The 25,635-nt window shown below is 46.3% G+C and carries 20 protein-coding genes; 13 read left to right on the top strand and 7 right to left on the bottom strand.

Translation table 11 applies throughout. The features are described from left to right. The first annotated feature begins 18 nt into the window (after positions 1 to 18). The 7 genes from A3860_RS07645 to A3860_RS07615 all read left to right on the top strand — a co-directional run bounded on the left by A3860_RS07645 (position 19) and on the right by A3860_RS07615 (position 11,477). Complete coding sequence (locus tag A3860_RS07645; protein WP_081145966.1) at positions 19 to 1,020, top strand: PorP/SprF family type IX secretion system membrane protein; 1,002 nt, start codon at positions 19 to 21, stop codon at positions 1,018 to 1,020. A gap of 59 nt (positions 1,021 to 1,079) precedes the next feature. Beyond that, a complete protein-coding gene (locus tag A3860_RS07640; RefSeq protein WP_081145965.1) occupies positions 1,080 to 3,041 on the top strand; it encodes an OmpA family protein in 1,962 nt (653 codons plus the stop codon). 459 nt (positions 3,042 to 3,500) lie between these two features. Beyond that, positions 3,501 to 4,019 (top strand): hypothetical protein, encoded by a 519-nt coding sequence (locus A3860_RS07635; protein WP_081145964.1) that lies wholly within the window; start codon positions 3,501 to 3,503, stop codon positions 4,017 to 4,019. A 230-nt stretch (positions 4,020 to 4,249) separates the two neighbouring features. Continuing rightward, on the top strand, positions 4,250 to 7,657 hold the full coding sequence (locus tag A3860_RS07630) for a SusC/RagA family TonB-linked outer membrane protein (protein ID WP_081145963.1): 3,408 nt from the start codon (positions 4,250 to 4,252) through the stop codon (positions 7,655 to 7,657). A gap of 42 nt (positions 7,658 to 7,699) precedes the next feature. Continuing rightward, positions 7,700 to 9,151 (top strand): RagB/SusD family nutrient uptake outer membrane protein, encoded by a 1,452-nt coding sequence (locus A3860_RS07625; protein ID WP_081145962.1) that lies wholly within the window; start codon positions 7,700 to 7,702, stop codon positions 9,149 to 9,151. A gap of 48 nt (positions 9,152 to 9,199) precedes the next feature. Further along, complete coding sequence (locus tag A3860_RS07620) at positions 9,200 to 10,081, top strand: zinc-binding metallopeptidase (RefSeq protein ID WP_081145961.1); 882 nt, start codon at positions 9,200 to 9,202, stop codon at positions 10,079 to 10,081. 79 nt (positions 10,082 to 10,160) lie between these two features. Then, positions 10,161 to 11,477, top strand: a complete 1,317-nt coding sequence (locus tag A3860_RS07615; RefSeq protein WP_081145960.1) for a DUF4302 domain-containing protein — start codon at positions 10,161 to 10,163, stop codon at positions 11,475 to 11,477. A 168-nt stretch (positions 11,478 to 11,645) separates the two neighbouring features. Here A3860_RS07615 and A3860_RS07610 read toward each other — a convergent pair whose 3' ends face one another. From A3860_RS07610 to A3860_RS07600, 3 genes are read right to left on the bottom strand one after another with little or no spacing between them, the layout of a single operon-like run. After that, positions 11,646 to 12,692, bottom strand: a complete 1,047-nt coding sequence (locus tag A3860_RS07610; protein WP_081145959.1) for a DUF4097 family beta strand repeat-containing protein — start codon at positions 12,690 to 12,692, stop codon at positions 11,646 to 11,648. Further along, entirely contained in the window at positions 12,667 to 13,293 is a 627-nt protein-coding gene (locus A3860_RS07605) for a hypothetical protein (protein ID WP_081145958.1), read from the bottom strand. Before A3860_RS07605 ends, A3860_RS07610 begins: the two co-directional genes overlap by 26 nt. Before the next feature lie 2 nt (positions 13,294 to 13,295). Beyond that, positions 13,296 to 13,847: an RNA polymerase sigma factor gene (locus A3860_RS07600; protein ID WP_081145957.1), complete on the bottom strand. Its 552-nt coding sequence runs from the start codon at positions 13,845 to 13,847 to the stop codon at positions 13,296 to 13,298. Positions 13,848 to 14,065: 218 nt separating this feature from the next. On the opposite strand from A3860_RS07600, the gene A3860_RS07595 reads away from it, so the two are divergent. From A3860_RS07595 to A3860_RS07585, 3 genes are read left to right on the top strand one after another with little or no spacing between them, the layout of a single operon-like run. Next, the gene (locus A3860_RS07595; RefSeq protein WP_081145956.1) at positions 14,066 to 15,250 is read left to right on the top strand and encodes an acyl-CoA dehydrogenase family protein; all 1,185 of its coding nucleotides are present in this window, start codon (positions 14,066 to 14,068) and stop codon (positions 15,248 to 15,250) included. An 11-nt stretch (positions 15,251 to 15,261) separates the two neighbouring features. Beyond that, the gene (locus tag A3860_RS07590; RefSeq protein WP_081145955.1) at positions 15,262 to 15,771 is read left to right on the top strand and encodes a shikimate kinase; all 510 of its coding nucleotides are present in this window, start codon (positions 15,262 to 15,264) and stop codon (positions 15,769 to 15,771) included. Continuing rightward, positions 15,764 to 16,156 (top strand): DUF423 domain-containing protein, encoded by a 393-nt coding sequence (locus A3860_RS07585; protein WP_081145954.1) that lies wholly within the window; start codon positions 15,764 to 15,766, stop codon positions 16,154 to 16,156. The genes A3860_RS07590 and A3860_RS07585 overlap by 8 nt, the downstream gene beginning before the upstream one ends. 64 nt (positions 16,157 to 16,220) lie before the next feature. Here the strand turns inward: A3860_RS07585 and A3860_RS07580 are convergent, their stop codons facing one another. After that, positions 16,221 to 18,203: a sensor histidine kinase gene (locus A3860_RS07580; protein WP_081145953.1), complete on the bottom strand. Its 1,983-nt coding sequence runs from the start codon at positions 18,201 to 18,203 to the stop codon at positions 16,221 to 16,223. 151 nt (positions 18,204 to 18,354) lie between these two features. On the opposite strand from A3860_RS07580, the gene A3860_RS07575 reads away from it, so the two are divergent. Next, positions 18,355 to 20,901: an FtsK/SpoIIIE family DNA translocase gene (locus A3860_RS07575; protein ID WP_081145952.1), complete on the top strand. Its 2,547-nt coding sequence runs from the start codon at positions 18,355 to 18,357 to the stop codon at positions 20,899 to 20,901. A gap of 117 nt (positions 20,902 to 21,018) precedes the next feature. After that, on the top strand, positions 21,019 to 21,672 hold the full coding sequence (locus tag A3860_RS07570; protein WP_081145951.1) for a LolA family protein: 654 nt from the start codon (positions 21,019 to 21,021) through the stop codon (positions 21,670 to 21,672). 135 nt (positions 21,673 to 21,807) lie between these two features. Here the strand turns inward: A3860_RS07570 and A3860_RS07565 are convergent, their stop codons facing one another. Then, entirely contained in the window at positions 21,808 to 22,371 is a 564-nt protein-coding gene (locus A3860_RS07565; RefSeq protein WP_081145950.1) for a UbiX family flavin prenyltransferase, read from the bottom strand. Between the two features lie 39 nt (positions 22,372 to 22,410). Here A3860_RS07565 and A3860_RS07560 point away from each other — a divergent pair, with 39 nt between their 5' ends. Further along, positions 22,411 to 22,980, top strand: a complete 570-nt coding sequence (locus A3860_RS07560) for a thioredoxin family protein (RefSeq protein WP_081145949.1) — start codon at positions 22,411 to 22,413, stop codon at positions 22,978 to 22,980. Between the two features lie 593 nt (positions 22,981 to 23,573). On the opposite strand, the gene A3860_RS07555 is transcribed toward A3860_RS07560, so the two are convergent. Both A3860_RS07555 and A3860_RS07550 read right to left on the bottom strand, forming a co-directional pair. Beyond that, positions 23,574 to 24,020, bottom strand: coding sequence for a hypothetical protein (locus tag A3860_RS07555; protein WP_081145948.1), 447 nt, complete (start codon positions 24,018 to 24,020; stop codon positions 23,574 to 23,576). Between the two features lie 230 nt (positions 24,021 to 24,250). After that, on the bottom strand, positions 24,251 to 25,507 hold the full coding sequence (locus A3860_RS07550; RefSeq protein WP_081145947.1) for an aminotransferase class I/II-fold pyridoxal phosphate-dependent enzyme: 1,257 nt from the start codon (positions 25,505 to 25,507) through the stop codon (positions 24,251 to 24,253). Positions 25,508 to 25,635: the final 128 nt, after the last annotated feature.

Below are 25,635 nucleotides of genomic sequence, written 5' to 3'. Positions count from 1 at the left end.
CCAATAAAACTGTTTGTAATGCGATATCTTATAAAAACCGGCTTGTTACTGATGACATTGGTCACAGCGATAACAGGTCATTCTCAAACAGACCCTCATTTTTCACAATACTATGCATACCCGCTATGGCTGAACCCGGCTTTAACGGGCGCCATTGACGGTAATTACCGGGTTACGGCCATGTACCGCAGCCAGTGGGGGGGTATCAGTAATCCCTTTTCAACACCCGGTGTTTCAGCAGATATTGTCACGAATAAAAATGTAAGCCTTGGATTGAATATCATGAACCTGCGGGCCGGCTCCATTGGATACGGCTATTTAACCGGTTACGCTACCATGGCCTACAACGGCGTTCGCTTTGGCTATCATCAAATTTCAATGGGGATGGCGTTCGGGGTCATCAACCGCCGCTTCGATCCCGGTAAGTTCACGACCGGCTCCATGTGGAACCCGAATACCGGATATACCAACGAGACTTTCTCGGAACCATTAGCCAAAACCTCGGCTATTGCCTTCGATGCCGGAGTGGGGGCTGTGTACTATGACGGTACCCCCGGTAAAAAAGCCAATTTCTTTGGCGGTATCTCGGCTTATCATTTAACACAACCACAGGACCCGTTCCTTAGCGGTGACACCGCTTCCCATGGAAAAATGCCCATGCGGTTAACAGCCCATGGGGGTCTTAAATTCAACGTGAATGAAGATGTGAGCATTACACCCAACCTGTTATATATGCGCCAGGGGAAAAGTGAAGAAAAAATGATAGGCGCCTATGCACAAATGCGGGTGAATGAAACCACCGATTTTTTACTGGGTGCCAACTACCGGTTCAAAGATGCAGTATCGCCCTATGTTGGTGTTTACTACAAAAATTATATGATCAGTGCGAGCTATGATGTAAACATGAGCGACCTGGGGAAGGTAGCCGGTAATGCCAATAATTTTGAAATATCCATTACGCTCATCGGCCGCAAATCGGTTAAGCAGGATGCCGTACCGTTTGTTTGTCCGAGATTGTAAAAGAAGGTCGTAACGTATTGACCATTCACCAATTTATCACATTCGCAAATTGATTATACATGATTAAGCAACTTATAATAATTGCCGGTTTGGGAGTGGCTGCCACTGCGGTTCATGCGCAGGCAACCAATTTTAAACGGGTGGCAGAACAATTTTATGCCAAAGGCGATTATTATTCAGCCGCTCACTACTTTGAAAAGTACTTAAGTGGAAAAACACCCACCCATTCGGGCTATAATGCCTATGTGGTACAAAAACAGGGGGCTGCGCTGATCAATCATAACGACCTTGGCGGGCTCGATGGTAACCTGTTAAACCGTATGGGTGATTGTTACTACAAGCTGAATGATTTCATTCATGCCGAGCAGTGGTATAAACTGTTGCTGCAGAAAGATTCCACCACTTTTCCGCTGGCCCGCTATTATTATGGCATTTGCCTGCGCGCTAATGGTAACTACAATATTGCGCAGCAGGAACTGGGTAAATTTATGCAGGCGAACACCGTGGGCGACCAGTACACCAAATCGGCGCAACAGGAAATCGATAACTGTGCATTCATAGTGCAGCAGCTGTCGAACGGTCCCACGGGAATTAAAATTGAAAGACTCAATAATAACATCAATAAGGAAGGCGCCAATTATGCGGCCAGCTGGGTAAACAACAATACCCTGGCATTTACTTCAACCCGGGCCGAAGGATATACCAATGCCCTGTACAGTGCTTCCTATCAGGACGGTGGATTCGGAAAAGTGGAGAAAATAAACGTAGCCGCGCCCAGAAATGCCCAATTGGGTACACCAGCTTTTACCCCCGATGGGTCCAGAATGTTCTTTACAAGCTGGCTGGTTAAAGGTGATAAAAAGATCTCAGCTATTTATACGAGTGAACGCAATGGCGAACGATGGAGCGAGCCGGTTGTTGTTGACGGAAAGCTCACTGAGCAATCGTTCAACTCACGGCAGCCCCAGGTAACGCCCGATGGCAAATACCTGTTATTCTCCAGTGACCGCGAAGATGGTATTGGCGGTTTCGATATCTGGTATGCACCCCTCGATAGCAAAGGGATGCCCGGCCAAATAACCAACATGGGACCCGCCGTTAATACAACGGGCGATGAAGAGGCGCCTTTTTACCATGGCGGCAGCCAGTCGCTTGTTTTTGCCTCCAATGGCCGAACCGGCATGGGCGGTTTCGACCTGTACTCTACAACCGGCAATTTCAACGGTTCCTGGACGGTAGCCCTAAACCTCGGCTACCCGGTGAACTCTGAAAAAGACGATATTTATTTTGTAGGCCGGGGAAAAGGATTGTTCGAAGATGCGATCATCAGCAGCGATCGCGCCTCATTATGTTGTTTGGAATTGTTCTCCATACATAAGAATTATCACCAGGTATTTACGGGTGTGGTGCTCGACTGTGATAGCAAAAAACCGCTTGAAGGGGCCATCGTAACAGCGAAAGACCCCCGTGGCAATGAGATCGCGACCATTAAGACCCAGGCCGGCGGACGGTATACTATTCAAACAGATGCCGGACTGGCCCTGCAGATCAGCGGTAACCAGGAAGACTACCAAAGCGGGTTGCTGACGGCCTATCCGTCAAAAGGCGATACCGTTTATGCCCAGGAGTTATGTTTATCCAAAAAGCCCGATCCGTTCAAAAACAAGACCGAGGTTACCTACCAGATCGTGTTTGAGCTGAAAACAGAAATAGCAAAAGAATCGTACCCATACCTTGATCTTATTGCCGGCTATCTGAAGGCCAACCCAACCGTTGTGCTGGAGATCGATGTGCATACAGATGGGCTGGGATCGGTAAAATCGAACGAGTTCCTGTCGAAAGGCCGGGCAAATGCCTGCGCCGAATACCTTATAAACGCCGGGGTATCGCCCAGGCAGCTATCGCCCAGAGGATTTGGTGAATGTTGCCCAATTGAGAAGGAAACCAACCCCGATGGAAGTGATAACCCCGCAGCCCGTGAAAAGAACCGGCGCGTGGTGTTCAAAATGCTGAACCAATAGCCCGAATCGGCAACGGAAATAGACAAACGCTCGTTTCATGCCGATAATGCGCAAAGGTTCATCGATGAACGGCCAGGTATGATGGTTACCGCAAGGGAGTTTTTCCCACAGGTTACACCCGCGCCATTCCTGCACCTGAATAAAGGAAAAGAACAATATTGATAAGCCCCCGGACTCCGGTTTCACCGGTTGCGCCGGGGGCTTTATTTTTGCCCCGGAAATCCCGGTTTTTCCCATTATATTTATTGTAATCATTGTCGTACTGTTCGCGCCGGGCGCCGTTTGAAGCGCCTGCCGGGGAAAATCATTGCTGTTTGCGCAAATCAACCGGCTTTCTGGAGTATTTCATATTAAAGAAGTTAGAGTGTAAAAATCCTTAAATTGCAATAATACCCAGCCTTTAAGGGTTTTTTAACGTATAGGGCTTAGTGATCATCTACATAATCAAAATTACATTTTATGAAACACGTTTTCTCGGTCCTCTCTGTTACCTGCGTGGCTTTTTTCACGATCTTTCTGTCAACGACCAATGTGAGCTGTAAAAAAGGTGATACTGGTCCCAAAGGGGATACTGGTGTTGCTAACATGATCTATTCGGCCTGGCAGGATGTATCGTATACCAGACAGGTGCCTCAACCTGGCGATACTATATGGTCGGCTTCTATCTCTGCTCCCAAGCTCACCAAGGATGTTATTGACAAAGGCGAAATAAAAGTGTATATTAATTTTGGAACGCCTACATCTCCGGATATTTCCCCAATCCCGTATTTTGACGGCGGTGTGATCATTAACCCCGATTTTGAAGTAGGAAGCATTAACCTTATTTCGAATGTAAATGCCGGTACCACAACTTCTGCAGGTAACAAGTATTTCCAATACCGGTACATCCTTATCACAGGAAGTGTGCCGGCCCGAAAAGATGCTAGTTATTGGAACAATTACCAGCAGGTGGCAAAGGATTTAGGTATTAAAGACTGAGAACACTGCAAAACTCATAAACTGTAGACTGTTTCCTTAAAGAAACCATTCTTTCCGGGAAACCGGATGAAAAGAATAATCGTATTTATTTCCAATCGAGAGTGAATCAGATATAAGATAGCTCGTTGGGCCTGCGCGTGCAACCATGCGCAGGCCTGGCTGCTTACTTGAACGTACGTTTAGGACCATTGTTGTTAACCTATTCTTCAGTTAATCAAAAACTAATTGCTATGCGTTTTAAAAAAAACGCTCCAGAGGCGAAGGCAGTACCAACAACCTGCAAAAGACTGCTGTTGTTGTTGATTGTTGCTGGTTGTTTGCCGCTAACCACCCACGCATTCGAGATCCCCACTTCAATAAAACATACCCGGTTTTTCCAGGATACCGCGCTGGTGCGTGGTAAGGTCACTGGTTCCGAAGAAGGAAGCGTACTGCCAGGGGTATCGGTTCAGAACCTGGTGAGCGGAAAGGGAACTTTTACCAATACAAACGGAGAATTTGCTATAAGCGCGCGCCGGGGCGATAGTCTAAGGTTTAGTTATACCGGAAAGGCGGCGCAAACCATTATATACCGCGGCGCAAAGTTTTTGGATGTGCAGTTGAATGAAGGCGGGAAAGCGCTGTCGGAAGTTATTGTAACCGGTTTCCAGACCATCGAAAAAAAGAAATTTGCCGGTGCGGCCGCCACCGTAAAAATGGATGAGGCCAAACTGAACGGGCAAACCGATATCAGCCGCATGCTCGAGGGACGGGCGGCCGGGGTATCGGTGCAGAACGTGTCGGGCACCTTTGGTTCGGCCCCCAAAGTGCGGGTGCGTGGCGCCACCTCCATCAACGGCGACAACAAACCGTTATGGGTGGTAGATGGTGTGGTACTGGAAGATATTGTGAACATTTCGAACGACCAGCTGTCGAGCGGCGACCCCACAACCTTGCTGGGTTCGGCAGTGGCCGGGTTAAACGCCAACGATATCGAAAGCTTCGACATCTTGAAAGATGCTTCTGCCGCCGCCCTCTATGGCGCACGGGCCATGAACGGGGTAGTGGTGATCACTACCAAGCGTGGCCGGGCCGGAAAGCCAAACGTAAATTACAGTGGTAATTTCAGTTCTTACCTGAAGCCAACCTATCGCGATTTCAATATCATGAATTCTGCCCAGCAAATGTCGGTGCTGGCCGAGCTGGAACGTAAAGGCAGCCTCAACCCCAATATTCTCGACCGGGCAGATAATGGGGTGTATGGTAAAATGTATGAACTGGTGAACACCCTGAACCCCGATGGTACCTTTGCCCTTGAAAATACGCAGCCCGCAAGAAAGGCTTTTTTAATGCGGTATGCAAAGGCCAATACCGACTGGTTCGATCTGTTGTTCCGCAATAATTTCATCCAGGAACACTCGCTCAGCATTTCTTCCGGAACCGACCGTTCCCAATCTTATTTTTCTACCAGCTATTATGGCGATAACGGATGGACGGTGGCCGATAAAGTAAGCCGCTACACCCTCAACTTCCGCAATAACTATAAATTCAATGAAAAGCTGTCGGCCGATTTCACTACCGTAGGATCGGTGCGGCAACAACGGGCTCCCGGCGCCCTGTCGCGTGTCAGCAACCCCGTTGAGGGCAGCTTCGACCGTGATTTTGACATCAATCCTTTCAGCTATGCGCTCAACTCAAGCCGTACCTTAACGGCATTCGATGAAAAAGGCAACCGGGAATATTTCCGCCGCAACTTCGCTCCGTTCAACATTCTCTCTGAGCTGGAGAACAATTACATGGACCTGAAGGTGATTGACCTGCGTTTGCAGGGAAGCCTTAAATACAAGATCACGCCCGAGCTGGGCTATGAATTTGTAGGCGCCCTGCGCTTTGTGAAATCGAGCCGCGAACACCAGATCACCGAAAGCTCGAATATGGCCAATGCCTACCGGGCGGCCGGAACCTCTACCATTCGCTCGAACAACAAGTTCCTGTACCGCGATCCTGAAGACCCCGATGCAGAACCAGTGGTGGTATTGCCTTATGGAGGTTTTTATAACCGTACCGAAGACCAGTTGCTCAACTATGATTTCCGCAACAGCCTTAACTACAATAAAACATTCAACGATAAGCATACCATCAGCGCGCTGGTGGGTCAGCAGGTAAAATATGCCGACCGGCAGCAGTTCTCGAATACCGGTTATGGATATCAGTATGATAATGGAGGCGTGCCCTTTATTGATTACCGCATCCTGAAACAGACAATCGAGCTCAACTTCCCGTATTATGGCATGTCGAAAGATTATGACCGCTTTGTGGCCTTTTACGGATCGGGTACTTATACCTACAATTCAAGGTATAACCTTACGGGAACCGTTCGGTACGATGGGTCGAACCGGTTGGGTAAATCAACACGCGCCCGCTGGCTGCCCACCTGGAGCGTGGCCGGTTCGTGGAATCTGGAACAGGAGAAATTCATGGAGCATATAGGCTGGGTCGATGCCGTTACCCTGCGCGGAAGCTATGGGTTAACCGCCAGCATGGGGCCCGCCACCAACTCAAGCATTGTATTAAAGAACCTTACCACCAACAGAACATACTTAACAGAAAGAGAGTCGGTGATACAACTGGCCAACCTCGAGAACAGCGAACTTACCTGGGAGAAATTATATACAGCCAACCTGGGTTTGGATGCCACCCTGTTAAACAAGCGCCTTAACTTCAGCATTGATATTTACCATCGCAACAGCTTCGACCTCATTAGCCGCGTAAAAACATCGGGCGTTGGAGGTGAACCGTATAAAGCAGCCAACGTGGCCGATATGGAATCGCAGGGTATTGAGTTGCTGGTAGGCTATGTACTGGTAAATACTAAAAACTTTAAATGGCGCACCAATTTAACAGCCGGTTACAATGAGAACAAGATCACCAATGCCAAGAATGAGCCCATCATCTGGGACCTGGTAGTAGCAGAAGGTGGTAATAAAGAAGGATACCCCGTGCATAGTTTGTTCTCGCTTAATTTTAAAGGGTTGGAACACTTTACGGGTAAACCCACGTTTGTTGATGCAACCGGTAAAACAAACTCCGATGTATATCTGCAGGACCAAAACACCAGCTACCTGGTATATGAAGGACCTGTTGATCCCAAACTCACCGGCGGCTGGTTAAACAGCTTTAATTATAAAGATTTTACACTGAGCATCTTCGTCACTTACCAGGCCGGTAATAAGATCAGGTTATACCCCGCTTTCAAGAACAACTACTCTGACCTGGATGCCATGCCCAAAGAATTCTATAACCGGTGGACGATGCCCGGCGATGAAAAATATACGAATGTACCTTCCATACTGGGTGCTTTTGAGCAATCGCAACTGGGCGGAACCAATCCCTATAAAAACTACAATTACTCAACCGAACGGGTAGCAAGAGGCGATATGGTGCGGTTAAAGAATGTTTCGTTTACCTGGCAGGTGCCGGCAAAAATGTACAAAAAGATCGGCGTGAACAGCCTCGCATTACAGGCAGTGGCAAATAACCCCTGGTTGATTTATTCAGATAGTAAATTAAAAGGTCAGGACCCCGAGTTCTTCAATACCGGTGGTGTTGCCCAACCTGTTCAAAAGCAGATCACGCTCACTGTGAAGCTGGGGATCTAAAATCAATTGAATCTGAAAAGTGTAACTCGAAACTAAGCGAACATGCAAAAAATATTATCATATACTGCTTTTGCACTGCTGTTCACCATAACAGGGTGTAAAAAGTTCCTGGAAAAGAATCCTGATAACCGGGCTTCGCTGAATACACCCGACCAGGTATCACAATTACTGGGAACGGCCTATCCGCAGGCAAACTATATGGCCTTTTGTGAATCCATTTCTGATAATGTAACGGATAAAGGCACAGGTACGCAGGACAAAACCAATATTGACCCTTATTTTTTCCGTGATGTAACAAATATAGATCAGGACTCACCGGAGTATTACTGGGATGCCTGTTATACTGCCATTGCAGCAGCCAACCAGGCACTGGAAACAATAAAGAATGCCCCGGATACAACGTTATACAAGGCGCAAAAAGGGGAAGCATTACTATGCAGGGCATACGCACATTTTATGCTGGTGACCTTCTTTTCAAAAGTATACAACCCCAATACCGCCAGTACCGATATGGGCATTCCTTATGTGACCGTGCCGGAAAAAGTGGTGTTCAAACAATACGATCGTAAAACGGTAGCTTATGTTTATCAGATGATAGAACAGGACCTTACCCAGGGCCTGCCATTGATCGACGAAACCAAATACACAATACCCCGTTATCATTTTAACAAAGCGGCCGCCAATGCCTTTGCTGCCCGATTCTATTTGTTTAAACAGGATTTTGCCAAAGTGGTCACCTATGCCAATGCCGTATTTGCTGCAGGTAATGTAGTAAATATGTTGCGGCCCTGGAATACCACTTACCGCACGTTGACGCCGGCCGATATGTTTGCGATCTATGAAAAAGCAACGGAAACGGCAAACCTGCTGTTGTGCGAAACCCAATCTCTTTGGGCGCGTAATTATTATACCGTTCGCTATAGCCTTAATTCAGCCAAACGCGATGAGATCCTGGGCAGTAATGTTACAGGAGGCGATTGGGCTTTCAACTATCAGGTATACACGGCCGGTACCAATAACTATTTAATACCCAAGATCAATGAATATTTTGTGCGCTCTTCGGTGAATGCCAATATCGGGTATCCGTATGTAATGGTACCCCTGCTAACTGCAGAAGAAGTATTGTTTAACCGGGCAGAGGCTTACATCTATCTGAATAATACCACAGCCGCCTTGCAGGACCTTAACACCTATGCAAGCACCCGTATTGTTAATTACAATGTTTCCCAACACAATATCGACGCCACCAAGCTGCAGAATTTTTACGGTTCTTCCAATCTGCGGCTGAATTTATTGAATGCAACGCTCGATTTTAAACGTGCTGAATATGTGCAGGAAGGCATGCGCTGGTTCGATATGTTACGGTATAATATTGGGGTTACCCATACAACCACTGATGGACAAACTTTAACCCTGTCGGGAACCTCATTGCAACGGGTGTTCCAGTTGCCTGAATCGGTTAAATCGTCGGGTATGCCTTTGAATCCGAGATAAACAATAAGAAAGAACCAAAAACCAAAAACACAAATAACAAACCGATATATGTTCAAACATAAAATATACCTTGTCATACTGGCGCTGGCTGTATTCGCGTCATGTAAAAAGGAAGACGACCTGGGTGATGTGAGCACAATACCGGGGTTGGGTGGCGATACCTGGGCCGCCACACCAATCGACAACTGGATCAGGGATACCCTCACCAAGCCTTTTAACATAACGGCCAAATATAAATGGGACCAGGGTGAGCTTGATTTTGATAAAACACTTACCCCGCCCAAAGAAGAAAAGATCATCCCGGTGCTGAGCTCCATAAAAAAAGTATGGATCGATAATTATGTAATGGAAGCCGGAAAAACATTCATGCAAAAGTATGTACCCAAGTTCTTTGTGCTGGTGGGCAGCGCCAACTGGAATATTGACGGAACCATTACGCTGGGAACGGCAGAAGGCGGCCGCCGTATTGTGTTGTATGTGCTGAACGATTTCAGGGTAAAAGGCATGACCGGTTATGTGCCCGGCGATTCAATCAATATTAAAATGATGTTCCATACCATCGAGCACGAGTTTGGCCACATTTTGCACCAGACTGTTTTGTATCCCCAGGATTGGAAACGCATTTCGGTGGGCGACTATACCTCTAACTGGAACAATACAACCGATAAGCAGGCGAATGAAAAAGGATTCATCACGGCGTATGCCCAGTCGGGCCCCGATGAAGACTTTGTAGAAATGATCTCCATGATGTTGTCGGAAGGCAGGAACGGGTATGAAGCCATCATCAGCAGCATATCAAATGCAGCAGCGGTAAGCAAACTGCGCCAGAAAGAAGCCATCGTGGTAAATTATTATAAAGACGTGTGGGGAATAAATTTCTATAGTTTACAAACCCGCACGCGTGCTTCTATTGAGGCATTGATCAAGTAACGTCATGAAATAAGAAATGGGCTAAAGGTGCATGTAATTGACCATTCACCATTGACCATTCACCATAAAAGACACAGGTATGAATAAGAACCTATTATATTTTTTACTCGCTATAACCCTGGTTGCTTCGTGCCGTAAGAACGATGACAATGCGTTTAATAAATCGCCCGACGAGCGGTTGAATGAAACCCTGACAGCGTACCAGAAGGCTTTAACCGGTTCCTCTTATGGTTGGAATGCCAACCTGATCACCGGCGATGGCGGCTCTTACCGGTTTTATTTTAGTTTCAACGATAGCAACCGGGTACTGATGTACAGTGATTTTGACAGTACCACCGCTACCGTTATCAAGGAGAGCAGCTACCGGTTAAAAGCATTGCAGCAACCCAGTCTTATTTTCGATACGTATTCCTACATCCACATTCTGAGCGATCCCGATGCCAGCGTGAATAACGGGACCTACGGTTCGGGGTTAAAATCTGATTTTGAGTTCCGGGTCGATACCGTTACCACCGACAGCATCAGCTTAACCGGCCGTTTCAATGGCAGTAAGCTCAGCTTGCGCAAAGCAGCGCAGGGCGACCGTGCTGTTTGGGCAAACGGGCAGGTGACCAATGGAGTAGTGAATTTTAAAAATTACTGGAAGTTCCTGCTTTATTTCAGGCGGTTGACCTACAGTGGCACTCAATACGAATTACAATTCGATACCACTATTAAAAAAGTGACCGTATCCTGGATAAGCGGAACCCGCACCAATTCGGTGACGCGTGGCTATTATTTCTGGGCAAATGGTATTTATTTCTCCGACCCTGTAGTCAATGGTTCTGTTTCCATTCCCGGCTTTAGTATCAACAGCTTTAGTTCCGGTTCGCAGATCATGAATGTAACGGTGAATGGGGCTGCGGCCATCATCAGCGGCTTCAGCTCACCCATTAATCCTGATGTAAAAGATGCCGCCAACCGGTGGTGGACGTTTGGCGCGGCCAGTGACTATTACTGGATCTGTTTCGACGGGTTCCATTCAAATGGGGTAGATGATGCTTACAACTTAAAATCGATCAAGAACGATTCAGCCAAATTCTACTTCCTGCTGTATAAACCCAATACCAATGGCGTTGATGCCTTCTTTACCATTTACCGCGATACACTCGATAACTCACTCGATGTGGAATCGGGGTCCTGGGTTACCATGAACATTACCACCAGTACCGGTGAATCGAAGTTTAATGAATACCAGATCCGTTCGGCATGGCCTGCTACAGGACCGGGTGACCTTACCCGAAAGCAAATGTTCCAGTCCAGCGGGTATTATTTTGTTCAAACCAGTTCCATTACGTATGACCAGGTGAGTATTGCCGATGCAAAAGTGTGGGCTACCTGGTACTGGTTGTTCTGACGAACTTACATATCTCATTATAAAAAAGCTCCCCTCCAGGCTAAACCTGGAGGGGAGCTTTTTTTTATGTTAAAAACGGGGCCTCCCGACTTTAGTGGGGAGGTTTCCCGTTGTAGAGAGTCTCGACTCTGCTGACTGCTAGTTGAGCAATAGGATCAGCGTGCTGCTTTAGATCCTCACTGCAGTTTTTTTATCCTTGTCTTTTTCTTTATCCTTCTCCTTGTCTTTATCCTTATTCTTGTTCTTTTCCTTCCTGTTGTCGTCGTCATTCATGTCACTGTTCGAGTCATGGGTTAACGTTACCTGCCCATATTCTGACTTAATTTTCATGGCTATATTCCCGCTGCCCGATTTGCCCTGGTATCTTTTGTTGAACCTTGGCCCATAGCGGTCACCATCGGCCCCTTCTTCTTTTATGTCGAAATTGGTATTGTTGTGCAGGTTACCATAACTGGTACTGATGTCAAAATTGGCAGAAATGTTTGCATTGACATTAACATTCAGTTTCGAATAACTGTTTTTTACCGTAAGCGCCTTCGCGTTATTGTCAACCCCCAGTTTTGATACGGTACTATATTCAATCACTGCGTTTACATTACCATCGATGTTGCCGATAGATGCTTTTGAATACTTTATGATCAGGCTGCCATTGTTAATACTTTCAATGGTTCCTTTCCCGTATTCAATATCCACTCTTTTAACGTTGCCGAGCTTGCCGGTAGTCATACTGCCGTATTTGCTTTCGAGCGTAACTTCGCCACTGTAATCATCGATGACCATGGGGCCAAAGTCGTTCTTTGCGGTCAACGGATTGCGGGCCGGCATGTTTACCACATAGTCAATGCGAAATCTTGTTTTTTCGCCATTCGACCAATTGTTATCTCTCTGTTTGTCTAATTTTGTATTGAAGTATACCCCTTCGTTTGTTTTGCCATCTTCAATACTGATGTGATCGAGAATGGTCTGCGCTTTTTCATCGGTGCTGGCCTCCGCGGTAATGGTTACCGTAACCTTCACTTCGTTCTTGTCCCAGGTGTTTATTTTCAATTCGCCAAACTGGTTGTTGAATGAGACATTATCGCTGTTGCTTACGGTGTAGGATTTGGTGTAGGTTTTCTTTTTTTCCACATCAGGACCCTCGGCCCGTACCTGTGCCGATGTTAACAAACAGGCAAATAATAAAGGGGTGCTATACTTTTTTAAAGTTGCTGTCATGATTCGTGCTTTTTGATGCTTTGATTTGATTAATAATGCTTAATTGCTGATTGAGGATCTCAGTCTGCAGCCTCAGGTTCTCAATCATTGCTTCCAGCAATTGTTCCCGGTTGGGGTTTTCCGGTAGCTCCCTTTTCAACGCGTTATAGGAGCTATCGAGTTTATTGATATCAGTAACAAACTTTTTATACAAATGGGGGTTCTCTTTTTCCATCTGTTTCAGTTCGGTCTGCTTCAATTCAATGAGCTGGGTGAATTGGTATACTTCCCGGGCATAAGCTGGGTTAATGGCTTTCAGCATGGGATCATTCACTGCTGGGGTGTCCCTGACATTTTGTTTAACCACATCGTTCCCGGTGGTATTGCGTTTGCCCAATAAGGAGTAAATACCTATGCAGGCGAGTATCAGTATGGCGGCTGCCGCGCTCCAGCGCAGGATCGTGAACACTATAGTTTTGCGGTCCTTTGAAGGTTGTGGTTGCCCGTTCTGGTTTTTGGCAGTCAGTTCTTTTTCCAGTGTCGACCATACCTGTTCACCGGGTTCATCTGTATCAAACTGGTCGCGGTTATCACGTATAAATTGTTCTAAACCTTTACTCATATTCAAACTCCTTGTTTTATTAAAGTAAGCAGTTTTTGTTTGGCGCGTACATACTGGGTACGAACCGTGTTATGAGAGATATTCAGTATTTGTGATATCTCCTCATGGTCATAGCCCTCGAGCAGGTACAGGCTCAGCACCGTACGGTAACCATCGGGTAACCGGGTGATCATTTTTTTTACTTCATCCACCCGGTATTGCATGGCTGCCTCGTCAACCGGTTCATCTTCGGTCATGTCCTGCAATTCGGTGCTTTCCATATCGATAAGGTCATGCCTTCTTTTACGAAGGATGTTGATCGATTTGTTGATGACGATCTTTTTCAGCCAGGCCCCGAAAGTGCTGCGGTAATGAAAATCGTGTAGTGAACGAAATGCGTCCAGAAACGATTCCTGCAGCACATCTTCCGCGTCGGCTGTGTTGTTTACTATGCGTAAACTGGTGTTATACATGGCTTTGGAATATTTCCGGTACAAAAGCTGGAAACACTGGGCATCGCCCCGTTTACAGCCCTCTACCAGTTCATCCCGGATAATGTTTGCAGTCAGCTCCAAAATGATCTTTTTAGGTTGTTTTATAAAGAGACATACGTTTTAGCCGCATGTTGCATGTGGAATGGTTTTAGTATAAATGTTGGGCCGAATGGTTTAATGGCCTGATGAAAGGAGGGAGCAGGCAATTTGAATTACCGGCAGCCCTTTTTCATTAGAATCAGCGAATTAGCAAATTAGTTTTTCTTACTTTTAGCCTAATATCGAAAATCAGTTTAGTCATGGGTACCAGAACCGATTTGTTCACCAGCCCGGATTACTTTTTACTGGATGAGTTATTGACCGACGAACAGAAACTTGTCAGAGAATCTGTTCGTAATTACGTAAAAAAAGAGATTTCTCCCATCATTGAAGAGTTTGCCCAAAAAGCCGAGTTCCCCGAGCAAATAGTGCAGCAAATGGGGGAGCTGGGTTGCTTTGGACCAACCATACCCGTAGAGTACGGGGGTGGCGGGCTCGATTATATCAGCTACGGTTTAATGATGCAGGAGCTGGAGCGTGGTGACAGTGGAGTAAGGTCTACCGCTTCGGTACAGGGCTCGCTGGTAATGTTTCCCATTTTTGAATATGGCAGTGAAGACCAGCGGCGCAAATACCTGCCCAAGCTGGCCAATGGCGAATGGCTGGGCTGTTTTGGGCTTACCGAACCCGACCATGGCAGCGACCCGGGCAGCATGATCACTCATTTTACCGATGCCGGCGATCATGTAATCCTGAATGGCGCCAAAATGTGGATCAGTAATGCTCCTTACGCAAAGGTGGCCATTGTATGGGCCAAGGATGAAGAGGGCGAGATCCGCGGGTTGATCGTGGAACGGGGAATGAAGGGTTTCACGGCCCCGCTAACCCATAATAAATGGAGTTTGCGGGCTTCTGCAACCGGTGAGCTGGTCTTTGACAATGTAAAAGTGCCCAAAGAAAATATTTTACCCGGTGTAAAAGGGTTGAAGGGGCCGCTTAGCTGTTTAACCAAAGCCCGGTATGGTATAGCCTGGGGCGTGGTTGGGGCGGCCATGGATTGTTACGATACCGCCCTGCGTTATTCGAAAGAGCGGAAACAGTTCGATAAACCCATTGGGGCATTTCAGCTGCAGCAGAAAAAACTGGCCGAAATGGTCACCGAGATCACCAAGGCGCAGTTATTGAACTGGCGATTGGGCGTTTTGATGAATGAAGAGAAAGCCACGCCGCAACAGGTGAGCATGGCCAAACGCAACGGTTGCGATGTGGCAGCCACCATTGCCCGCGAGGCGCGGCAAATGCTTGGCGGCGCCGGCATCACCGGCGAATACTCCATCATGCGGCATATGATGAACATTGAAAGTGTAATTACTTACGAAGGCACACATGATATACATTTACTGATAACTGGTATGGATGTTACCGGTTTCAACGCTTTTAAATAACTTGCGCGGTAATGAGGATTTTCTTGATCGGTTTTATGGGTTCCGGAAAAACGCATTGGGGCAAACAGGTTGCGCAACGGCTGAGTTTACCGTTCTATGACCTCGACGAAGTGATTGTGGAAGAAGAAAAGCGAGGCATCCCCGATATCTTCGGTGAATCGGGCGAAGAGTATTTTCGCAGCAGGGAAAAAGAAGTGTTGGAGAAAATTGTCGATGAAAATACCAATATGGTATTGTCCTGCGGTGGCGGCACGCCCTGTTTTTTCAATAATATCGAATTCATGAAAAAGTATGGTACTGTGGTATGGCTCAATACACAGGTTGATGTATTGCTGCATCGACTGCTGAAAGAGCGCGTACAACGGCCATTGCTGAAAGATATCAGGGACGAAGACCTGAAACATTACATCATTCGTAAATTGAATGAACGCCGCATGTATTATGAGCAGGCCGATGTAATTATCAGTAAGGAAGATGCCATCTCGATGAACGACTTTATACAAACCGTTTTACATGCATAAAGGTTTTTTGCGTACGGCCGCTGTGCTGGGAGCACTGGCCGTAACCCTGGGTGCTTTTGGCGCACATGGGTTAAAGACAATGGTGCCGCCCGAAACCGTCAGTACTTTTGAAACAGGCGTGCGGTACCAGTTCTATCATACCTTCGCTTTACTGGCCATTGCTATTTTGTTCGAAAAATTCCCGCATCGCAATATCAGGTATGCCGGCGTTTGTTTTATTACCGGTATTGTACTGTTCTCCGGTTCTTTATACGCCCTTACTTTATTACAGGCAACCAACACCGTGGGGTTACGCGGCATTGGGGCCATTACTCCTATAGGTGGCGTGTTCTTTATTGCAGGATGGATCTTTTTGTTTTTAGGCCTTGGTAATAAGAAAGCATAAAGGTCATAGTGAATCGTGCGATCAGGTAACCGGTATTTGCTCCCCCTTTAGGAGGTGGGGGGTATTAAATCGGCGCCTCAAAGGTAAGAACACAGTTCCTGTTCGATTCTATTTTGAAAGAACCGTCAATGCTTTCCATCCGGCGGCGCATATTGCTGAGGCCGTTCCCGAAACGGCGCAGTTTATCGGCATCGATGCCTACGCCATTATCGGCCACTTTTATGATGAGCCGTTTATCATTGGTGACAATGATGATCTGAATTTGCGAGGCCTGCGAATGTTTGAGGGCATTGTTCAATGCTTCTTTTATACTCAAAAAGATATTCCTTCTTTTTTCTCCGCTTACTTCTGCCTGCGGTATAAGCGCGGGTAACTGCACCTTACATTCAATGGGTGTTGAATCAAAGTATTCTATCGCATGCGCCCTGATGTAGGCGATAAGGCTTTCCAGGGTATCGTTACTGCTTTTCATGGTCCAGATGATGGTATTCATCTTGCCCAGCAGTTCATTGGCCGAGTTGGAGATCTTTTCCAGTTCGGGAACCACATCGCCCTTTAACCGGCTCTTCATGATCTCACTCATGAGGCGGATGGCGGTTACGCCCGAACCCAGCTCATCGTGCATATCGGCCGAAATGCGGTTCCGTTCTTCCTGTTTGGCAGCCATCACCGCCATTTGTTTATCAAATTCTTTCCGTTCGTTCTCCAGCTTCAGGCGCTCCCGTTCTTTTACCCGTTCAATAATATCGCGGCGGTTTTTATAGGCCAGTCCACTCAAAAAGAAACCCAGTTCCAGCACCAAACCCAGTTCATAATAGAACATGGCCCGGTTAAAGATGGAGGTGGTATTACTTTCTATCAGCTTCCAGCCCGTTATGATAATGATATAGGAGATCACTGCAAATAATACCAGGGCGAAATTGCCCGCTGCCAGGTAATTGAGCAGGGGATTCTTCTTTTTAAGACTGTACGCAATAAAGAATACACCGGTTAAAAAGAAGAACAGCTTGATCAGGTTCTCCATGATATTTAACAGAATGTACTCGTCGGTAAAAAAGTACACCATTGAAAAAACAATACTGGAGGCTACCAGCAACAGGGAAAAATAATGCAGGAACCTGTCGAGTAACGGATAATTCTCCTTGCTGTTTATGAATTTGCGTACGAAGAGCTGGTAGGTAACAACACTGCCCGTCATGATCATAAAGTCGAGGTACTCTTCATAAAAATAATTGAAGGCCGATGCGCTGTTGTTCAGGTACGACTTAAGGAACATGAGCGAACAGGTGAGCAAAGTATAGTAGGCATAAAAGATAAATTCCTTATTCCTGCTTTGTATATAAACGGCCAGCGAATAAAAGATCATGAACAATAATACACCCGATACCGTGTAGGAAAACACATCGAGCAGGCTGTCGCGGTCGCGTTGCAACATGTTCCATTGATACAGGTAATCGTACCTGATAATGCGGGGAATAAGGGAATTTACATTGGTACGCACAAAGTTGAACCGGCAATAATAAACTGATAGTTCATGGGGCTGCAATTCGATCCGTCTTACACCAGCGTACCGGGCATCGATGGTGTTGCTGTCGGGCAGGCGTGCAAAGCTGGTTTGCAGCGCACCAGGCTGCGCTTTAAAAAGGGTAATATCCCGGCAATAGGTACCGGGAATAAAACAAACCGTGATCCCGGTATCGGAACTGTTCTTTAATATGAATTGTAAAAAACAATCCTGCTCAATTAATTTGCCGGGCAGGTCATGGGGCAGGTAGGCGCCCGAATTTTGTTTAAACGGCAGGTTTATGATGTTGGCATCCGGCACCTGGTGTTTGGCCTGGGAAGTGAAAAAGGCTTGTTTGGATATTGTTTTCTGATAACGGATCTCGGCAACATCGATGATCATGGAATCGGCCCATTGTGCATAACTATTGGTTGCAAAACAAAAAAGCAGGATATAAAAATAGGTATGTTTGATGGCCTTACGAAAAGGAGAACGGTGAGTAGCGCTGGTGGATACAAATCGAGGATGGCTTATCGGTCTCATAAAGTACCCGGGTTTTAGCCGGGGGCGTTAGTTTCGAAGGGTGAATGTACGAAAAAAGGCCACCATTGAGTACAAAAGTTAACAATTTCAATAGCTATGGCCTCCTTGCCAACATTAATCCTTATACCTTAAACTACTTATCTTTGCGAACATGGCCAACCGCTTAAAAGCAGAAAAAGCAGACAAGAAAAAGCCAGCTAATCCGGAAAAATTCAAACCTGAGAAAGAAGTTCAGGTTTCGGTAAAACAATTGGTAAAAGACGAACGTACCCACAAGATAGCTGGTGCCTTCGCCTTATTGATCAGCCTGTTTTTATTTATCGCCTTTGCATCGTACCTGTTTACCTGGAAGGAAGACCAGGACAAGGTATTCAGAGGCGCAGCTATATTATTGCCCGGTGAAGAGGTAAAGACCACCAACCTGCTGGGTAATCTCGGCGCCTATATTTCGCACCTGTTCTTTTATAAAGGATTTGGCGCGGCCTCCTTCATGTTCTGCAGCCTGTTCTTTGTAATAGGTGTAAATGCATTGTTGGGCAGTAAGATATTTTCCCTCTGGCGCAATGTGCGCTACGTTATAGTAGGCCTGTTATTTTTCAGTGTGGTGTTCTCGTTTGTGTTCCGCAGCAGCTCATTTGCCTGGGGCGGGGCTGTAGGAAATTTATGCAGCGACTGGCTGGTGCGCATGATTGGCAGTGTTGGAACCGGCGCCTTATTGCTGCTTGGCGGCCTGGCGTATATCATCTGGCGTTTTAACCCGGTGTTCAAAGCCCCCACATTTTCAAAACCCAAAACAGCAGAACCCGTTAAGGAAGGGGCCACCCTGGTGGTTGCCACCACAGCAACAGAAACACCTGAGGTCATTACACCTAACAAGCTGAAAGATGGTATGGGTACCATGAAAAAAGTACCCAAAACTCAAAATGAAGAAGAGCTGCCCGTTGAGTTAAACTTTGTTGAAAAAGAAGAACCGGTTGGGGAAGAACCTGTTTCAGCAGAAGAAATGGAAGAGGAAGAAGAAGAGGACACTCCGGAGATCCCGCTGGCCGTGGAAACACCGCTGGTACAAAAAGGAAAGGGCAAACAACCGCCGCCCCAACTGGAACTGGAGATCAAAACATATCCCGAAGTAGACCAGCCAGAAGTACCGGTTGAAGAACCGAAAGTTGAACAAAAGCCTGTTGTTAACCAGGAGCCCTACGATCCCTCGCTCGATCTGCGCGATTATAAATACCCCTCGCTTGACTTGTTGGAGCTGCATGGCAGTGAGCGCATCATTCAGGACCCTGCCGAACTGGAGACCAACAAGAACCAGATCATCAACACACTGAAGAACTATGATATCGATATTCAAAAGATCAGCGCAACCGTAGGCCCAACGGTAACCCTGTATGAAATTGTGCCGGCTGCGGGGGTACGTATTTCGCGTATCAAGAACCTTGAAGATGATATTGCCCTTAGCCTGGCGGCCCTGGGTATCCGTATCATTGCGCCTATCCCTGGTAAGGGAACCGTGGGTATTGAAGTGCCCAATGTGAAGAAGACCGTAGTGAGTATGCGCAGCATGCTGTCATCTGAGAAATTCCAGCATAACAGCTTCAGCCTGCCGATAGCCATTGGTAAGAAGATCGATAACGAGAATTTTATAGTTGACCTTACCACCATGCCGCACCTGCTTATGGCCGGTGCTACCGGTCAGGGTAAATCGGTTGGTTTGAACGCCATCCTGGTATCGCTGTTGTATAAAAAACATCCCTCGCAAATAAAGCTGGTACTGGTTGACCCCAAGAAAGTGGAGTTGAGCCTGTACCGCAATATTGAAACGCACTTCCTGGCCAAATTACCGGGCGAAGAAGAAGCCATCATTACCGATACCAAAAAGGTAATTCATACGCTGAATGCCCTGTGTATTGAAATGGATAACCGGTACGATCTGTTGAAGGAAGCCGGCGCCCGTAACATTCGTGAATACAACGAGAAGTTTATAAAGCGGAAGCTGAACCCGCAAAAGGGTCACCAGTTCTTACCATTTATTGTACTGGTGGTCGATGAGTTTGCCGACCTCATTATGACGGCTGGTAAAGAGGTGGAAATGCCGATTGCGCGGTTGGCGCAGCTGGCCCGCGCGGTAGGTATCCATTTGATCATTGCCACCCAGCGCCCGTCGGTGAATATCATCACCGGTACCATCAAGGCCAACTTCCCGGTGCGTATTGCGTTTAAAGTGTCATCAAAGATCGACTCCCGCACCATCCTCGATGCCGGTGGCGCCGAGCAGTTGATCGGTAAAGGTGATATGTTGATCTCCTATAACGGGGAGATCACCCGCCTGCAATGCGCCTTTGTTGATACGCCCGAAGTGGACAGTATTTGCGATTTCATTGGTACCCAGGAAGGATACCCGCAGGCCTTCTTCCTGCCTGAATATGTTGATGAAAAGCAATTCGAAGGCAAGGAACTCGACCTCGACGACCGCGATACCCTGTTCGAAAGCGCTGCCCGCATGATCGTTACCAGCCAAATGGGCTCTACCTCCCTGTTGCAACGACGGATGAAACTGGGCTATAACCGCGCCGGCCGCCTGATGGACCAACTGGAAGCAGCCGGTATTGTAGGACCCAGCCAGGGAAGCAAGGCCCGCGATGTACTTATTAAGACGGAGGCCGACCTCGAACGCCATTTGGCCGATTTAATATAGGGTTAGAAATTTGTTAATGTGTTTTTAAAATACAACCTCCATTAACAATTGGCGTCTTATTATTGCCGCTAAAGGTTATAACCAATATCTTTGCGGCCTTTACACAAAGCACATATAATGAAAAGCCTAATTGCATTAATTTTTACATTCTTTATAGCCTCCATAAGTTATTGTCAACAAAGCGATCCCGCCGCCAAAAAAATACTGGATGCCGTGAGCGCCAAGTTCAAAACCTTTAAATCGGTTCAGGCCGTATTTACCCTGAGCAATGAAGACAGCAAGGGCCATGTGCTGGGTACCAAAAAGGGTACAGCTTCCATGAAAGGTTCGCGTTACCGCATCAGTGTTGCCGGTACCGGCCAGGAGATCTTCTGCGATGGCGCCAACATTTGGACGTACGATAAATCGGCCAATGAAGTTACCATCACCAAACCCGATCCTTCGGCCAGTACGATCAGCATGCAAAAGTTGTTTACCAATTTTTATGATAAGGACTTCCTGTATAAGCTGAATGGCGATAAAGTGGTGAACAAGAAAGCGGTACAGGAAATTGAGATGACGCCGGTTGATAAAACCAAACCCTTCCACAAGGTTTACCTGCTCGTTGATAAACAGGCCAAAACCATTTACAGCACCCGCGTGCTCGATAAATCGGGCAATGTGGTGGTATATACTGTACCTAACATGAATGGCAGCGCTAACTTACCCGATAACCTGTTTGTGTTTGATAAAAGCAAATACCCCGGGGTAGAAGTTATAGACTTAAGATAGTTTATCCGGAATACCGGTTTCGGTACTGGATTCAGGATATAAATTACAGGTTACAGGTTTCAGGTTACAAGGAGTTAAAGCCCTGTAACCTGCAACTTGTAACCTGTAACGCTTTAATAGGTATTAATGTCAGTTTTATTTCTCATTGCCCCATCGATAAGTAGAGATATCCAACCCTGCTAAATCAAGCACCCGGTCGGTAACAGTGGCCACCGCCTCTTCAATGGTGGCAGGGCGGCTGTAAAAAGAAGGGGTGGCGGGGCAAATAATACCGCCGGCCAGGGTAACGGTTTCCATATTGCGGATGTGGATCAGGTTATACGGCGTATCCCTCACCACACAAATAAGTTTGCGGCGTTCTTTCAGCACAACATCGGCAGCGCGTGAAATAAGGTCGCTCGAAACGCCCGAGGCAATACGGCCTAAAGTACCCATAGAGCAGGGGGCAATGATCATGGTATTGTAACGGCCCGAACCGGAAGCGAAAGGTGCAGTGAAGTCTTTGGTTGAATAAAAACTAACGGGGTATTGGGAATAACTGGCATTTCCGAGTTCGGTTTCCCACACCTGTTTGGCGTTATCGGTCATTACCACGCCAACATCCTGCCATTGATCTTTAATCGTAAGTAATTTCTCAATCAGCAATTTGGCGTAAATGCTTCCACTGGCGCCTGTAATAGCCAAGACAATTTTATGCATGGAAAAGACTTAAATTTATGTTGTTAAACAAAAGTACACATGCGAACATTGAAAATGTCGGTTTTCTTTTGCTGGCTGGTTGTTTTTTCCTGTGCAGAAAAGCCGGCCGTGACGGCAGAGAATATGAAATTGAGCCCAACGGGCAATGAAGCGGCAGCAGAAAAACTGAAATGGCTGAGCATTGATGATGCGGCGGCAGGCCTGAAAAAGGAGAAGCGGCCGGTGTTGATCGATCTGTATACCGACTGGTGTGGCTGGTGTAAGGTGATGGATAAAAAAACGTATTCAAACAAAGATGTCACCAGCTATGTGCAGCAGAAGTTCTATCCGGTAAAGTTTGATGCCGAAGGACGCAAAAGCATTACCTGGAATGGAAAAACCTACGATTTCAATACAGCGCAAAAGACCCATGATTTTGCCATTTATCTCACGAATGGACAGTTATCATATCCTACTACAGTGATCATTCCCGTTGATGGCGAACCGCAGGCAATTCCCGGTTATCTGGCCCCGAATGAGTTTGAGCTCATCGCCAAATATTTCGGCGAAGGCAAATACGGTAAAGTGCCGTTTGATGAATATCAGAAGAGTTTTAAATCGAATTGGTAGGGGAGAAGAAGGGCGCTTGAAATAAAGCCACATATGCTTAAATATGCAATAAACGTAATGTATTTCTTCTTTTTAGCCCGTAGAACTTGACCATCGTCAAATTGTTAGGCTGAAGATGGTACAGAAGTGAACTATATGCGTATAATTATAATAACCAGTTGTTTAAATTAAGTGTGTTTGGTCTATAAAATTTGAACCTGCAAAGCGCTCTGATAATACTTAATATAGTGATAAATAAAATGTAAACGCAAACGGTTGCGTAGGTTATTCAGATAGGAAAAGGCGTGCGGAAATTAGATTATTTTTACATTGACCTCAGTCAATTATATTCGTTCAGTCAAAAATTTAATATTGATACGACCTATACTTTGAGATATTCACACTATATTTGAATTTTCATAGGATAAGGTTTAATGGTTAATGGTATTTGATTAGTGCAGCCTCCCCTCCGGGAGGCTATTTTTTTATCGGGAGTTGAAAGGGTCGCTACAGGGAAACTATACAAATCAAACTTTTATTTATTACTTCATTGTAAACAGGTTGTGAACTAATTGTTACCTGCTTATCGGGGCCTTAAATAATACGCAAGCGACTTATCTGAACGCCTTGATATTCGTAATAGCCAGGTTGGTAAAATCAATTTCCATATCGGGGATAAAAGTGCCGGGAACATATTCTTCAGACTGCTTCAATTTATACCGCAGGTTATTGCTATGTCTTTTGCTGATGAATAGTTGGTCATTGAACACATCGCGGTAAAAACCCAGGCAATAGATGGTAATAAAATATTTGCCTTCAGGCACGTGGGGAATAGAGAATTGATTATCAGTTGGGTGGTAAATTCTTTTAACAATTCCGGCGCCGGTGTGATCGAACCGGTCAAAGATCACCAATACAGAGTCGACCCGCGGATTTTTGGCACTCCGGGGGTGTAAACGGATCAGGACGTTCACACTGTCGGGGGTTCTTTTTCCTTGTGCCCTTGCTGTTTCGGATTTTAAAAGCGTGATCAGCAAGATCAGCACACACACCACTTTCATAGATATTGATGTTTGGGTACCGGAATAAAAATCAATTCATGCTGAGTACTTTTTCTTCGTCAATTTACTATTTGAAACCATTGATCACTAATAGGTAATAACGCTTATCAGGTTACTTTCTTATTTATTACATCACTGGTGGATAAAAAAATCCCGGAGGCTGGCTCCGGGATCCTTCGGCTCCGTTCAGGAACCGAATTAACATATTGATTTGCAATAAATTTTCAAAATTAAGCTTCAGCCATATCGGGGATGGCAGACACTTTATAAGCGCCGGCATCGAGCTTTTGCTTGGTTTCAGAAAATGCGGTCAGCGTTCTTTGAATATCCTCATCGGTATGGGCTGCAGTGGGAATGAGGCGGTAAATGATATGTCCTTTCGGAATTACCGGGTATACTACAATAGAGCAGAAAATACCATAGTTCTCGCGCAGGTCCATCACCATGGCAGTGGCTTCTTCAACCCCGCCTTTCATGTATACTGGCGTAACCACTGAATCGGTTTTACCGATATCAAAACCTCTTTCCTTCAGGCCTTTTTGCAGTTTTGTAGCTACATCCCACAGCTTTTTCTTTAACTCAGGACGGGTTTGCAGCAACTCAAGGCGTTTGAGGTTACCTATTACCAACGGCATGGGTAAGCTTTTCGCGAAGATCTGGCTGCGGATGTTATAACGGATATAATCGATGATCGATTTGGGACCTGCTATGAAAGCACCAATAGAAGCCATTGATTTGGCGAAGGTGGAGAAATACAGATCGATCTCATCCTGTACGCCCTGTTCTTCCCCGGCGCCGGCTCCTGTTTTACCCAGGGTACCGAAGCCGTGAGCATCATCGACCAGTAAACGGAATTCAAATTTCTTTTTCAATGCTGCGATCTCTTTCAGCTTGCCCTGATCGCCGGCCATACCAAAAACACCTTCAGTGATCACCAGAATGCCGCCGGCTTTTTGTTTTTCGATCAGCGCTGTGGCGCGTTGCAATTGCTTTTCAAGATCTTCTATATCGTTGTGCTTGAAAACATACCGGTGACCGGGATGTAAACGAACACCATCTATAATACAGGCATGGCTTTCCGCATCGTATACGATGATATCGTGACGGCCGCACAGTACATCAATGAGGCTTACCATACCCTGGTAACCAAAATTCACCAAAATGGCATCTTCCTTACTTTCAAAATCGGCCAGCTTCTTTTCCAGCAGCTCGTGGTTGTTACTGTTTCCGCTCATCATGCGGGCGCCCATGGGCAATGCCAGTCCGAAATCAGCGGCTCCCTCTGCATCGGCTTTCCGTACTTCAGGATGGTTGGCTAAACCCAGATAATTGTTCAAACTCCACACGATCATTTCCTTGCCTCTGAATTTCATTCTGCTCCCGATCTCGCCTTCCAGTTTAGGAAACGCAAAATAACCATGAGCCCTTTCACGATGTTGACCTATTGGACCATAATTCTTTAGTAATCTTTCGAAAATATCTGCCATAATATGGATTTTAATTAAAGGGTTATTGCTGTGTTAATTGACCGGCGCAAAGGTAGCGTTTTTAATGGTTTATTGGCCCCCTGACAGGGGGTTAATACCTGTTTAGGGGCTATATCGATTAACGGATA

Origin of the sequence: Niastella vici (assembly GCF_002077945.1) — a bacterium.
In the GTDB taxonomy this organism is placed as follows: Bacteria; Bacteroidota; Bacteroidia; order Chitinophagales; family Chitinophagaceae; genus Niastella; species Niastella vici.
Note: the sequence above shows the minus strand (reverse complement) of the source record. Positions and strands in the feature narration are given on the sequence as shown.